General features: G+C 64.9%; 12 protein-coding genes. 5 read left to right on the top strand and 7 right to left on the bottom strand.

Annotated elements, in window-relative coordinates:
• Window positions 1-225: 225 nt before the first annotated feature.
• Complete coding sequence (locus tag AC56LR_RS15565; RefSeq protein WP_497131708.1) at window positions 226-912, bottom strand: response regulator; 687 nt, start codon at window positions 910-912, stop codon at window positions 226-228.
• Window positions 913-1,061: 149 nt separating this feature from the next.
• On the bottom strand, window positions 1,062-2,135 hold the full coding sequence (locus AC56LR_RS15560; RefSeq protein WP_497131701.1) for a tartrate dehydrogenase: 1,074 nt from the start codon (window positions 2,133-2,135) through the stop codon (window positions 1,062-1,064).
• Between the two features lie 97 nt (window positions 2,136-2,232).
• On the opposite strand from AC56LR_RS15560, the gene AC56LR_RS15555 reads away from it, so the two are divergent.
• On the top strand, window positions 2,233-3,129 hold the full coding sequence (locus tag AC56LR_RS15555; protein WP_497131700.1) for a LysR substrate-binding domain-containing protein: 897 nt from the start codon (window positions 2,233-2,235) through the stop codon (window positions 3,127-3,129).
• Between the two features lie 63 nt (window positions 3,130-3,192).
• Here AC56LR_RS15555 and AC56LR_RS15550 read toward each other — a convergent pair whose 3' ends face one another.
• From AC56LR_RS15550 to xseA, 5 genes are all read right to left on the bottom strand, one after another.
• Entirely contained in the window at window positions 3,193-5,856 is a 2,664-nt protein-coding gene (locus AC56LR_RS15550) for a tyrosinase family protein (RefSeq protein WP_497131698.1), read from the bottom strand.
• The gene (locus AC56LR_RS15545; protein WP_497131697.1) at window positions 5,853-6,116 is read right to left on the bottom strand and encodes a hypothetical protein; all 264 of its coding nucleotides are present in this window, start codon (window positions 6,114-6,116) and stop codon (window positions 5,853-5,855) included. The genes AC56LR_RS15550 and AC56LR_RS15545 overlap by 4 nt, the downstream gene beginning before the upstream one ends.
• Before the next feature lie 239 nt (window positions 6,117-6,355).
• A complete protein-coding gene (locus tag AC56LR_RS15540) occupies window positions 6,356-7,336 on the bottom strand; it encodes a sigma 54-interacting transcriptional regulator (protein ID WP_497131706.1) in 981 nt (326 codons plus the stop codon).
• 274 nt (window positions 7,337-7,610) lie between these two features.
• Window positions 7,611-8,189, bottom strand: a complete 579-nt coding sequence (locus AC56LR_RS15535; protein WP_497131695.1) for a superoxide dismutase — start codon at window positions 8,187-8,189, stop codon at window positions 7,611-7,613.
• An 86-nt stretch (window positions 8,190-8,275) separates the two neighbouring features.
• Window positions 8,276-9,649: an exodeoxyribonuclease VII large subunit gene (gene xseA / locus AC56LR_RS15530; RefSeq protein WP_497131693.1), complete on the bottom strand. Its 1,374-nt coding sequence runs from the start codon at window positions 9,647-9,649 to the stop codon at window positions 8,276-8,278.
• Between the two features lie 1,111 nt (window positions 9,650-10,760).
• On the opposite strand from xseA, the gene AC56LR_RS15525 reads away from it, so the two are divergent.
• Genes AC56LR_RS15525 through AC56LR_RS15510 form a run of 4 tightly spaced genes read left to right on the top strand, consistent with a single transcriptional unit; the run spans window position 10,761 to window position 13,032 of the window.
• A complete protein-coding gene (locus AC56LR_RS15525; RefSeq protein ID WP_497131692.1) occupies window positions 10,761-11,369 on the top strand; it encodes a MotA/TolQ/ExbB proton channel family protein in 609 nt (202 codons plus the stop codon).
• Entirely contained in the window at window positions 11,369-11,809 is a 441-nt protein-coding gene (locus AC56LR_RS15520; protein WP_497131704.1) for an ExbD/TolR family protein, read from the top strand. Before AC56LR_RS15525 ends, AC56LR_RS15520 begins: the two co-directional genes overlap by 1 nt.
• Window positions 11,810-11,849: 40 nt before the next feature.
• Window positions 11,850-12,881: a tetraacyldisaccharide 4'-kinase gene (lpxK, locus tag AC56LR_RS15515; RefSeq protein ID WP_497131690.1), complete on the top strand. Its 1,032-nt coding sequence runs from the start codon at window positions 11,850-11,852 to the stop codon at window positions 12,879-12,881.
• Complete coding sequence (locus AC56LR_RS15510) at window positions 12,862-13,032, top strand: Trm112 family protein (RefSeq protein WP_081926130.1); 171 nt, start codon at window positions 12,862-12,864, stop codon at window positions 13,030-13,032. Before lpxK ends, AC56LR_RS15510 begins: the two co-directional genes overlap by 20 nt.
• Window position 13,033 lies beyond the last annotated feature (1 nt).

Below are 13,033 nucleotides of genomic sequence, written 5' to 3'. Positions count from 1 at the left end.
ATCTCCCGCTTGGATGGGAGCTGCTTCTTTTTCGGGTTCATGTTTATCCTTCCGGGGCATATTGTCCCCTATTTGGATGTCCATGAATCACGGACTGCCTCAACCTGACCCCGAAGTTGGTGGTGAGGTGTTGATCTCCTAAGTCTGCGTTTCGAACTCTCAGGTTAGGACTCAATCTGCAAATCGGCTCACTTTCTTTTCATCATAGGATCTACGAGACCGTGGCTAATTCCAGGCCGATGGCGAGAACAGGTAGCCTTCGCCCCACACCGTCTTGATCTTCTCCGACTCCGCATCGTCGAACTTGCGGCGCAGCTTCGAGATGCAGTTGTCGATGCTGCGGTCCAGGCCGTCGAACTCGATTCCGCGCATCTTCTTGAGCAGCGCATCGCGCGACAGGACGCGGCCGGCGGCTTCGGCCAGCACCAGCAGCAGCTTGTATTCGGTATTCGACAGCACGCAGGCTTCGCCGCGCCAGCTCACGCTGCGGTCGGTGGTGACGATGCGCAGCGCGCCGAACTGCAGCACGCGCGCGTCATGGCCGCCCTTGGCCTGGGTGCGCCGCATCAGCGCGCGCAGGCGCGCCAGCAGCACGCGCGGCTGCACCGGCTTGTTCACGAAATCGTCGGCGCCCTGTTCCAGGCCCGAGACCTCGTCGTAGGAATCCTCGCGCGCCGTCAGGATCAGGATCGGCACCTCGGAAATCTCGCGGAGCTGGCGGCACACGACCATGCCGTCCAGTCCGGGCAGCATCAGGTCGAGCACCACCACGTCCGGCGACAGCGCCTTGAAGCGCTCCAGCGCCGCGTCGCCGCGCGTGACCAGGTCGACCGCGAATTCATAGCCGGACAGGTATTCCATGACGAGCTCGGCCAGGCGCGCATCGTCTTCCACCAACATCACTCGGTACATGCTCATATTCTCCTTGGTCCAAGATTGTATAAGACCATTTGTCTAAAAGCACAGTCCCTACAAAGTGGGGACGTTTGCGTACAGTTTGATGACATGTGAGGCGCGATGAATGCAGTCCGGTACGAACATCTTACATCCAGCCCACGCGGCTATCGCGCCGCCGCGATCCGCTCGCTGATGGCCATACCCACCTCGGTCGTATTGGCCGTCCCGCCCATATCCGGCGTGCGCGGTCCCTTCACCAGGCAATGCTCGATCGCCGCCACGACCGCATCGTGCGCCTCGGTATGGCCCAGGAACTCGAGCATCATCGCCCCCGACCAGATCATCGCGATCGGGTTGGCGATGTTCTTGCCGTAGATGTCAGGCGCCGAGCCGTGCACCGGCTCGAACAGCGAAGGGAAATTGCGTTCGGGATTCAGGTTGCTTGATGGCGCAATCCCGATCGTGCCGGCGCAGGCCGGGCCCAGGTCGGACAGGATGTCGCCGAACAGGTTCGAGGCCACCACCACGTCGAAGCGCTCGGGCGAGAGCACGAAGCGCGCCGCCAGGATGTCGACGTGGTATTTGTCCCAGCGGACCTCCGGGTAGGACTCGCCCATGGCGGCGACGCGCTCGTCCCAGTAGGGCATCGAGATGGCGATGCCGTTCGACTTGGTGGCGGCCGTCAGGTGTTTTTTGGGGCGGCGCTGGGCCAGCTCGAAGGCATACTTGAGGATGCGGTCGGTGCCGTGGCGGGTGAAGATCGCTTCCTGCAGCACCAGTTCGCGCTCGGTGCCTTCGAACATGCGTCCGCCGACGGCCGAGTATTCGCCTTCGGTGTTCTCGCGCACCACGTAGAAATCGATATCGCCCGGCTGCTTGTTCGCGAGCGGGCAGGGCACGCCCGGCATCAGGCGCACCGGGCGCAGGTTGACGTACTGGTCGAACTCGCGCCGGAACTTCAGCAGCGAGCCCCACAGCGAGATGTGGTCAGGGACGATGTCGGGCCAGCCGACCGCGCCGAAGAAGATCGCCTCCACACCTGCGAGCTGCTCCTTCCAGTCGTCCGGCATCATCTTGCCGTGCTGCGCGTAATAGTCGCAGCTGGCCCATTCGAAGGTGACGAAGTCGAACTGGATGCCGAAGCGCCCGGCCACCGCTTCCAGAACGCGCAGGCCTTCCGGCATGACTTCCTTGCCGATGCCATCCCCGGCGATGACGGCGATCTTGTGGGTGTTCATCGTGTTTCCTCAATGGGGTGTTGATATTGTGATCAAGCTTAGCAAAGAAACGAAGTGTTTATAATCCATGCCATTGTGTGCTCATGGAACACGAATCGTGAATAATGTGGAAAACGGCGACCTGCGGGTGCTGGTGAGCGTGGTGCGCAAGGGAAGCTTCAGCGGCGCGGCCGAGGAGCTCGGCATGTCGCCCGCGTTTGTCAGCAAGCGCATCGGCATGCTGGAAGACGCCCTGGGCGTGCTGTTGTTCGAGCGCTCGACGCGGCGCATCGTGATCACGGACGACGGGGCGCAGGTGTACGGCCGCGCCCAGCTCATCCTGGAGCAGCTCGACGACATGCTCGACGACCTGTCGGAGCGCCGCCGCGAACCGGCCGGACGCCTGCGCATCTGCAGCAGCTTCGGCTTCGGGCGCCAGCTGGTGGCGCCGGTGATCGCCCGGCTGGCCGCCGCGCACCCCAAATTGCAGATCCGCTTCGAAGTATTCGACCGGCTGGTTGACCAGGTAGCCGAAGGATTCGACCTGGACGTGCGCATCGGCGACAGCATCCCGCCCCAGCTGGTGGCGCGCAAGCTCATGGACAACCACCGCATCCTGTGCGCCGCGCCCGCCTATCTGGCGCAGCACGGCGTGCCGAGGACGCTGCTTGAGCTCGCCGGCCACCAGTGCCTGGCGATCAAGGAGCGCGACCATCCGCTCGGCACCTGGCGCTTGCACGGCAAGAGCGGCGAAGAGACCGTGCGGGTGTCGGGCGCGCTGTCCACCAACCACGGCGAGATCGCCTCGATGTGGGCAGTGGAGGGCGCCGGCATCGTGCTGCGCTCGCAGTGGGACGCGCGCGCCTACCTCGATAGCGGCGCGCTGGTGCAGGTGCTGCCGGAATACACCCAGCCGGCGAACGTGTGGGCGGTCTACCCGCAGCGGCTCGCCGGGTCGGGCAGGGTGCGGGTGTGCGTGGACTTCCTGCGCCAGCGATTGCAGGAAGGCCGCTAGCCGGGCTGCCCGGCATGGAAAAGGGCAGCCCGCGGTCACGGGCGGCCCTTCCCGGGTTGGCGCTCACCGCAGGGGCGGCGGTGGCGGTGGCTCGTCGCGGTGCTCGCACAGGCGCCGTGCGCAACGCCTCAGCTGGTCGATATCGATGCCGATGCGCTTGGCAAATTCGGCGAACCGGCCCGTGAGTACGCGTTCGCTCAGCAGGCAGCAGAGGAAGTCCTTCCACCCGTCCTTGCCCGGGCCATTGCCGCCGTTGCCGCCGTTGCCGTCCTCGCCGCCCTCGCCCGGCCGCGGATCGCCCGGCTGGGGCGCCCGGCCGATCACGGCCGTCAGCAGCTGCTCGCGCGTGAACTTCGCTCCGCGCGAGGCAAGGCCTTCGGCCAGCAGGTGGAAGCGGTAGGCCCCGTTCTGTGTGGCCAGCATCGCTGCCTCGAAGACCCCGACATCGGTCTCGTGCAGCGGCAGGACGGTAGTCGACCGGTCCGGAAGCGTCACTGTGGCGTTGATGAAGGGGTGGGTGGAGAGCGGCCGCGCATATTCGTTGAGCGTGGCGCGCAGGTAGAGCGTCGATCCCGGCGCGACCCCGTTCTGGCTGAGCGTGGCGCGCATGTTCAGGTTGGAGCGCGCATGGAACAAGGCATGGAAGGACAGGCGCGCCGCCTGGCCCGCCACCGCGCCGGCGCCGGGCAGGTTCGCCAGTTTGCCGGCGTCGCCGCGGCCCATCAGCGCGAGCAGCAGCTGCCATTCGCCTTCCCAATGCTCTTTCCCATCGAGCAGGACTGGTAGCGTCACGCGCAAGCTGCGCGAGGTCGCCCCGGGCCGGTAGGCGTCGGACGGGAGCTGGGACACCCCGATGATCGTCCCGTCCGGGGCCTGCAAGGCAATGGCCAGGAACTGCGGCGCCCGGGTCAGGGCGACGGCATCGAAGGCGATGTCCGAGCGCGTAATCGAGAAGGGAACGCGCGCCACCTCGCCGAAGCCGACCGAGCCCTCGGGATCCCGGATGATGTCCCGGTTGAGGACGCCGGCCAGGACCTGGATGAAGAATTTCTCCAGCAGGAATTCGTCATCTTGCGCAAGCGCGCCCGTGACCAGCATGAACCCGCCCGAATCGTTGGCGATCGCGCGCAGGACGTCGTTCTGGACGTTCGCCGCATCGGCGACGCCCACGGCGTAGACCCGGTCGGTGATGAGATGGCGCACGTCGGCGATCCGCGGCGAGCGGTCCTCGATGCCGTCGGTGAAGACGACGGTGGCATTGATCTCGAAGTCGCCCCGGATCGGCGAAGCGCCGATGAGGTTCGCGGCCTGCTCGATGCCGGCGCCGATGCAGGTGTGGGGATAGGCGTCGGGCGGCCCGTGCTGGGTGATCTTCAGGCGGACATCGTTGCGCACGCCTGAGGTGAGCGCACCGGCGGGCTCGAGGTCGCGGACGGTCTGGGCGGCATCGGAAAAGGCGACCATCGCGACGCCATTGTCGTCGTAGAGCTGGTCGACGAAGGTGGTGGCGGCGAACTGGAGTACTTCCAGGCGCATCCGGTTGTTGCCGGCATTGGCGAGCATGCTGCCGGACTCGTCGAGCACCAGGGTGACCGAGGCCTTCGGCCGGCGCACGGAGTTGGCGGCGATCGGGACATCGTCGTCGCGCCAGAGCTCGTCGCCGAAGGTATTGCGCGCGACGACCCGCATGGTTCCCTGGTCGAAGGTTCCGGGAGCGCGGCCGGTGTATTGGACCCAGATCCGGAACTGGTCGGTCGGGAAGCTGGCGCCGGGGAAGGAATACGGACTTGGGTCGGCGAGGGTGAACGGCCCCGAGGTGATGGCCGCCTCGAACATCAGCCCCCCGCAGCCGCTGATCCGGAACAGCGCCGCGCGGTGGGTCGTGTCGCCCTCGGGCACGTCGTTGAAGGTGACCTGCGGCGTGTCGAGCACCACCGTGAGCGGATCGCCCGCGATGAAGCCCGTCATTCCCTGGGCCAGCGCGCCGGCGAGCAACAGGTCGTCGCGGTGGTAGACGTAGCCGAGCGCGACATGGTTGAGCATGGACGCGGGCGTGGCGCCCCCGTGCATGGGCGAATTCAGGTCGACGAAGGCATCGCTGTCTTCGTTGCAGGTGCTCGTGGCGCCCGAATATTGCTCGAAGGCCGGGGCCGGGTGATTGAGCTGCCAGATGGCCCAGAGGCGGTCGATATTGCCGTGGTGGAGATAGAACAGGGGATCGTCCGGCGAGCGCCCGCCTCCCATGGTTTCGCCGGTCCAGGTGTGGCCGGGAACATGGGTGCCGCATTCGATTGCCCGGAACGCGGGGTAGCTGGTGGCGCCGAGCTCGCCAAGCACATTGGCCAGGCTCGGGAGCACTACGCCGGCGGAGTCGCTGCGGCGCGTATAGTCCCAATGGTCGAAGCGGCCGCCGGTGTTGTTGCGTCCGCCGAAGAAGGATTTCCATGGCTCGACGTCGAGGTCGCGCGAATCGGCCCGCGTCCAGTCCCAGTAGGGCAGGCTGACCCGGTCGTCGAATTGCCGCAGCTCCCATTCGAGCCGGAGCAGGAAGTGGCGGTGCCACGGGAGGAAGGCCGGCCCCCAGTGGATGCCGTGATTGAAGTGCTCGTCATGCTCGCCGGCGAAGTCGCTGATGACGCCGCGGCTGAACGCGTCGTTCAGCGCGTCCGCGAGCCGCTCGCGCTCAACGGGGCTCAGCTCAGTAAAGTTCTTTCGGCAGCGCATCATCGCTCTCCCCGCTGTTGGCCGGGCTTCGCGCCCTCGGCCTGGCTCAGGTAGCGGCGCACCGCCTCGAGCAGGCTCTCGCACGCGGGCACATAGGCATGGTCGGCCAGGACATAGCCGCCGGAATTCTTGAAGAAGCGGCGGCGTGTGCCGTCGATCCACAATTCCTCGTGCTCAAGCCCCTGGACGATCCGGACCACATGCCCGTCCACGTCATGCTCGCTCGACTCTGGATCCGGCTGGTTCCCCGCTGTGGATGGCATCGCCCGCTCCTTTCGTTTGCAGTACGGACAGGCCGCGGCAAGATGCCCCGGCCTTCCCCTGCCTGCAATGACAAAGCAACCCACATGCCAGCCATGGATGGGCCGGAACATCCCGTGATACCAGGATGGGGCGGGCGCCAATGGGCGCGGACCGGGTCAGCGCGCACCCGGCCCGGCCTGACCCGCTGGGTCATTTTCGACCCGGCGCGGGCGTGCAAAGCGCACCGGAAATGCCGGGCTCACTGACGGAAAAGGGAAGGGTCGACCCGGTATTTCTGCAGGAGCTTGCCGAGGGCACGCCTTTCCTTGCCGGCCAGCTCGGCCGCCATGGTGACGTTGCCCCGGGTACGGAGCAGGAGCGAGCGCAGGTAGTGCTGGTGGAAGGCGTCGAGTGCCTGGGTGCGGGCCGGCGCATAGGGCTGCGCGGCGTCGCCGGCGTCCTGCGGGGGGCACCGGCCGGCGTCGCCGGGCGCGAGGAAATCCGGGGCAGGCAGCTGCAGCTCCGGCCCGTCCTCGAGCAGGAACACGCGGTGAACCAGGTTTTCCAGTTCGCGCACGTTCCCCGGCCACGCATAGGCATCGAACCAGGCGTGCGCATGGGCAGCCAGCGAGCGGTGTCGTTGATCGGAGGCGTTCTCGTAACGCCGCGTAAACTTGTTCAGGAAATGATGCGCGAGCAACCACGGATCGCCGGGGCGATCGCGCAAGGCCGGCATTTCCACCGACAGAACATGCAGGCGAAACAGCAGGTCTTCGCGGAACCGGCGCTCGCCGACCAGGGTTTTGAGCTTGCGGTTGGAGGCCACGATGATGCGCACGTCCACCGACTCCGTATGCCTGGCGCCGAGCGGGCGATATTGGCCATCCTGCAGGAAGCGCAGCAGCGCCACCTGGCCGCGTGCCGGCAGTGCATCGATTTCGTCGAGAAACAGGGAACCCTGGTGCGCCAGCCGCAATAATCCCGGCCCTGCGGCGCCCGCGTCCGTGAACGCGCCGCGGGAGTGGCCGAACAGCTCGTTTTCGATCAGGCTTTCCGGTATCGCACCGCAGTTGGCCGGAATAAACGGCTTGGTGCGCCGCCTGCTGCCGTAATGGATGCCCTGCGCCGCCAGTTCCTTGCCGGTACCGGTTTCCCCCTCGATCAGCACGGGCGCATCGACATCCGCGATTCTCGAGATCAAGCGCACGGCGGCCTGGAACCGGGGCGACTGTCCCACCATGCCGTGCAAGGAACTGCCGCCACCACCCCCCGTACTGCATGCATTCGTCATGACACTCTTGCGCCGTGGATTTGTCGGGCTTGCCCCAAGGGCGAGGTCGCCGCCATCGATATGGCAACGGTATTCTACGAGAGGGCATGTCGGGCGAGGGCCGGTGCGCCAAGGGTGCGCGCTGCGCGCTGATGCCGGTCAAGCGGCGAGGGTCGATCGGCGAGGCGTTAACGAAAAACGGCCCGCAAGCGGGCCGTACAGGGGAGGTCGAAACAGGACCGGCTTACGCCATGTTCTGTTCAGCGAATTCCCAGTTGGCCACGTTCCAGAAGGCTTCCAGGAACTTGGCGCGGGCGTTGCGGTAGTCGATGTAGTAGGCGTGCTCCCAGACGTCGGCGGTGAGCAGGGCCTTGTCCGAGGTGGTCAGCGGGGTGCCGGCGTTCGAGGTGTTGACGATGTCGACGCTGCCGTCGGCCTTCTGCACCAGCCAGGTCCAGCCGGAACCGAAGTTGCCCAGCGCGGCCTTGGTGAACTCTTCCTTGAACTTGTCGAACGAGCCCCACTTGGCGTTGATGGCGTCGGCAACCTTGCCGCTTGGCGCGCCCGAGCCGTTCGGGGTCATGCAGTTCCAGAAGAAGGTGTGGTTCCACACCTGGGCCGAATTGTTGAACACACCGCCCGACGACTTCTTGATGATCTCTTCGAGGGACATGTTTTCGAACTCGGTCCCCTTGATCATGTTGTTCAGGTTGGTGACATAGGTCTGGTGGTGCTTGCCGTAGTGGTATTCCAGGGTTTCGGCCGAGATGTGCGGCTGCAGGGCGTCTTTGGCGTACGGCAGTGGCGGCAGGGTATGTTCCATGTTTTCTTCCTTATTTGGTTGGACAGGTTTTGTTCCAGAGCGGCGTTATTCTAAACCGGATGGCGTGATGTTGCAGGCTTGGCAGTTCACTCGGGCGCGTCGGCCGGCACGGCTTGCACGCTGGATACGCCAATCTCCGCGCTGCCCCCGGCCAGGCGCACGGTCAGCTTGTTGCGCGCCTTGATCTGGGCCGGGTCGCGCAGCACCTCGCCCTTGGCATTGCGGACGATCGCATACCCGCGCTCGAGCGTGCGTTGCGGGTTCAGCAGCTCGAGCTGGGCCGCCAGGGCGCCCAGCGCGTCGCGCCTGCCTTTGACCGCGTTGCCCAGGCTTGCGTTCAGGTGGCGTCCCTCGGACAGCAGCTGGGCGCGCAGGGTGCGCAGGTCTGGCCGGTAGCGCACCCAGCGCTGCTGCAGTTGGGACAGCACCAGGCTCTGGCGGTTCACAGGCAGGCGCACGGCATGCGTCATGGCGGCCGCCATCGACAGCAGCTTCACGCGCTGGTGGCGGATCTGGGCCGACGGGCTGAGCAGGCGGCGGCTGTAGTTGTCCACGCCCTGGCTGGCTTCCGACAAGCTGCGGCGCATCGCGCGGCGCAGGTCCTGGGCGTCGGCGGACAGCGAGCCGAGCCAGTCCGCGCGCGGCGTGGCCGCCAATTCGGCGGCGGCGGTAGGCGTGGCGGCGCGCACGTCGGCGGCGAAGTCGGCGATGGTGAAGTCGGTTTCGTGGCCGACGCCCGAGATCACGGGGATGGTGCAGGCATCGATGGCGCGCGCCACGCATTCCTCGTTGAAGCTCCACAGGTCCTCGATCGAGCCGCCGCCGCGGCAGACCAGCAGCACGTCGGCTTCGCGCCGCGTCGACGCCGTCATAATGGCTTCCGCGATCTTGGCCGCGGCGAACTGTCCCTGCACAGGGGCAGGGTAGAGGATGACGCGCACATGCGGCGCCCGGCGGTGCAGGGCGGTGAGCACGTCGCGCAGGGCGGCCGCCTGCGGGCTGGTGACGATGCCGATCGTGCGCGGGAACAGCGGCAGCGCGCGCTTGCGGTCCTGGTCGAACAGCCCCTGGCTGGACAGCTTTTCCTTCAGGCGCACGAAGGCGTCATACAGCGCCCCGACACCGGCGCGGCGGATCGTCTCGACATTGATCTGGTAGTCGCCGCGCGCCCCGTACAAGGTCACCAGCGCGCGCACTTCGACCTTGTCGCCTTCGCGTGGATTGAAGCCGACATATTGCGCGCGGCTGCGGAACATCACGGCGCGGACCTGGGCCGCATCGTCCTTGAGCGTGAAATACCAGTGGCCGGAGCTGGCGCGGGTGAAATTCGAGATTTCGCCGCTGATCCAGGCCAGTGGAAAACTCCGTTCGAGCAAACGGGCAACCTGCTGGTTCAGGGCCGTCACGGTCATGACGGGCGGGGCGGTGTAGGCGGGATCAGCGTCGGCTGGACGTTCCATGGGATGCGAAGGATAACGGACAAAGGTGATGCTTATGTCACATCTACCCGAAAACGACAAGTGCCGGCGGCAGCCGTGCGCATGGACGCGCACCGATTGCCATGCAGATGCCGGTGTTGCCTTTTTTCAATGCATTCTATTGCTTCTGCTTTAGAATCAAGCACTTGCAGACGCCAGTAGCTGCGTGGAGAGGAGTTTATCCACAAAAACTGTGGGCAACTCATCCATAAGACACAAGACTGCGACATTTTGAGGCTCGCCGCACTCTTTCCTTATGCGTCAAGGACTTAGCATGCATACGGATGCGCTTGACCACACTGTTGTCCACAGAAGCTGTGCATAGCCGGCGGCGAGGCGAATCGGGGCAGGGCGTTCATCCGTCCGGCCGTGGCCGGGTCACCGCCCAGCGCAGCATTTTCCTCAACTGCACGTTTCGGTGGCAGGACTGCTTCGATCCTTTGGAATCAAGGACTTATGCCAGAGTCCATCAGCTTCATCACATTGTTATCCACAAAATCTGTGCAGAGCTGAACTTTCTTTGCATCCTGCGTCAAATCGCTGAACAACTGATGCCAGGATCGCTATTTTTGCACCGAAACTGTGGCTGAATGGCTGAGTGATTAAATTTTGTGCAGTATGCATTTTCTGTTTAAAATCAAGGTCTTATCCATGAGAAAAGCGGCTTGCTAACATTATTGTCCACAAAAAGTGTGGGGAAGCTCACAGAGCCGTAGTGAAAAACGCCCAGGCTCGTGCTGCTCAATTTTTGCGCTAAAGAAATTTATCTTTAATAATCAATCGCTTGGCATCACCAACAGCCCATTGCGCACAATTTTGTCCACAGAATTTGTTCGTAACTACAGAAGTTTGATCTGACTCAATACGGTTCAAGACAAGCGACCTCAAAAGCGGGCGGCCCCATCTGACACGTGCCGTTTTCTTGCGCACGCCTGAAATCCCCTTTCAAATCAAGGGTGTTTGCTTGATCGCAGAGGCTTGCGCACATTTTTATCCACAGAAGATGTGCAGAACCTCCGGTGTAATGCACTTGCCGCAGTGCTAGCAACAAGTTACATTGCTGAATTGATTTCTTACGCCCCAGGAGTTTCTTTTGCTCGCTATCTTCCAAGCTGCAGGTTGGCCAATCTGGCTCTTGCTGATCGCCTCGATCGTCGCTGTCGCCCTGATCGTGGAACGCCTGATCTACCTGCGCCGCGAAAAGATCCTCCCGAAACAACTGCTGGACGAAGTCATCCGCGTCTACCGCGCCGGCAAGGTCACTCCCGACGTGGTGGACAAGCTCGAACACAATTCGCCGCTCGGCACCGTGCTGGCCGCCGCGCTGCGCAATGTCGACGCCCCGCGCGACGTGATGAAGGAATCGATCGAGGAAGCCGGCCGCGGCGTCGCCCACGGCCTGGAGCGTTTCCTGACCACCCTCGGCACCATCGCCTCGCTGGCGCCGCTGATGGGCCTGTTCGGCACGGTGGTGGGCATGATCGAGATCTTCGGCGCCCAGAGCCCGACCGGCGGCAACAACCCGGCGCAACTGGCGCACGGCATTTCGGTGGCGCTGTATAACACCGGCTTCGGCCTGGCCATCGCGATGCCGGCCCTGGTGTTCTACCGCCACTTCCGCTCCTCGGTCGACAGCTTCATCGTCGAGATGGAACTGCAGGCCGTGAAATTCGTCGACGTCGTCCACGGTGCCCGCAAATGATGAATTTCCGCCGCGGCCGCCAGCGCGAAGAACCGGAGATCAACCTGATCCCGTTCATCGACGTGCTGCTGGTCGTCCTGATTTTCCTGATGGTCTCGACCACCTACAGCAAGTTCACCGAGCTGCAGATCACGCTGCCGACGGCGGATGCGGCCAAGGCCGAGCAGCGTCCCTTCGAGATCAATGTCACGATCGACGCCAAGGGTAATTACACGGTGAACAATGTGCCGGTGTCCTTCCACAGCGTCGCCGGCCTGGCCGAAGACCTGAAGACCGCCGCCCGCAGCGGCCCCGGCGGCCAACCGGCGCTGGATCCGGTCGTCATCGTCAACGCCGACCAGTTCGCGATGCACCAGATGGTCATCAACGTGCTGGAAGCGGCGCGCGTGGCCGGCTTCGAGAAGCTGACCTTCGCCGCCCAGACCGGCGCCAAGAAGTAAGCGGGCCGGGCGCGTTCGGTACGCGCCCGCCGCCTCCAGCATGGCATCGCCTTTCCTCGAATCGACCCTGACCCGCGCCTGGCTGCGCCGCGGACCGCTGGCGCTCGCCTTGCTGCCGCTCGCCCTGGTGTTCCGGCTGCTGGCCGCCGTCCGCGCGCTGCTCTACCGTCTCGGCCTCAAGCAGAGCGAACGGCTGCCGGTGCCGGTCATCGTGGTCGGCAATATCTTTATTGGCGGCACCGGCAAGACGCCGCTGACGATCTGGCTGGCCGAGGCGCTGCGTGCGGCCGGCATGCGCCCGGGCGTGATTTCGCGCGGCCATGGCGGGGCGGAAGCGTCTGCGCGGGAAGTCACGCCCCTGTCCAGTCCGGCCGAAGTGGGCGACGAACCGCTGCTGATCGCGGCGCGCGCCGGCTGCCCGGTCGTGGTCGGACGCCGGCGGGTGGAAGCGGGAAGAAGCCTGCTGGCAGCCCACCCCGACGTCGATGTGCTCATCACCGACGACGGCCTGCAGCATTACGCGCTGGGGCGCGACATCGAGATCGTCCTGTTCGACGGCCGCGGTGTCGGCAACGGCTGGCTGCTGCCGGCCGGCCCCTTGCGCGAGCCGCCTTCGCGCCGCCGCGATTTCACCGTGGTCAATGCCCCCGAGATCACACCGGCGCTGGCGCAGTCGGTCGGCGGCCAGCCCTTCCAGATGCAACTGGCGGGCGAGTTCGCCGAGCCGCTGGCCCGGCCTGGCGCGCGCCTGCCGTTGAAACAATTGATCGGCAAGCGCATCGTCGCGGCCGCCGGCATCGGCAACCCGGGGCGCTTTTTCGCCATGCTGCGCGCGGCCGGATTGACGCTTGGCGAGCTGCCGCTGCCCGACCACCACGACTTCCTCGACCGTCCCTTCGACGCGGTGGATGCCGATGTCATCCTGATCACGGAGAAGGATGCAGTAAAATGTCGGCAACTTGATAACCTGAAGGACGACCCGCGCTTGTGGGTCGTGCCGGTGACGGCGCGGATCGATCCTGCGCTGGCCGAACAAATCGTGGAGAAATGTCGTGGACGCTCGACTGCTTGATATCCTGGTCTGCCCGCTGTGCAAGGGCCCCCTTGAGTACGACAAGAAGGCGCAGGAACTGACCTGCCGCCCGGACCGCCTGGCTTACCCGATCCGCGACGGGATTCCGATCATGTGGGCCGACCAGGCGCGCAAGATCGAACCGGTGTAAG

It is taken from the genome of Telluria sp. ZT3P39 (assembly GCF_059685935.1).
The sequence above is the reverse complement of the archived record's forward strand: the minus strand, read 5'-3'. Positions and strand labels throughout refer to the sequence as shown.

What these genes read in the sequence shown, in the direction of transcription:
- AC56LR_RS15550 (WP_497131698.1), bottom strand. Translation starts at nt 5,856, where the DNA reads ATGATGCGCTGCCGAAAGAACTTTACTGAGCTGAGCCCCGTTGAGCGC.
- AC56LR_RS15560 (WP_497131701.1), bottom strand. Translation starts at nt 2,135, where the DNA reads ATGAACACCCACAAGATCGCCGTCATCGCCGGGGATGGCATCGGCAAG.
- AC56LR_RS15545 (WP_497131697.1), bottom strand. Translation starts at nt 6,116, where the DNA reads ATGCCATCCACAGCGGGGAACCAGCCGGATCCAGAGTCGAGCGAGCAT.
- AC56LR_RS15520 (WP_497131704.1), top strand. Translation starts at nt 11,369, where the DNA reads ATGAATTTCCGCCGCGGCCGCCAGCGCGAAGAACCGGAGATCAACCTG.
- lpxK (WP_497131690.1), top strand. Translation starts at nt 11,850, where the DNA reads ATGGCATCGCCTTTCCTCGAATCGACCCTGACCCGCGCCTGGCTGCGC.
- AC56LR_RS15535 (WP_497131695.1), bottom strand. Translation starts at nt 8,189, where the DNA reads ATGGAACATACCCTGCCGCCACTGCCGTACGCCAAAGACGCCCTGCAG.
- AC56LR_RS15540 (WP_497131706.1), bottom strand. Translation starts at nt 7,336, where the DNA reads ATGGTGGGACAGTCGCCCCGGTTCCAGGCCGCCGTGCGCTTGATCTCG.
- xseA (WP_497131693.1), bottom strand. Translation starts at nt 9,649, where the DNA reads ATGGAACGTCCAGCCGACGCTGATCCCGCCTACACCGCCCCGCCCGTC.
- AC56LR_RS15565 (WP_497131708.1), bottom strand. Translation starts at nt 912, where the DNA reads ATGTACCGAGTGATGTTGGTGGAAGACGATGCGCGCCTGGCCGAGCTC.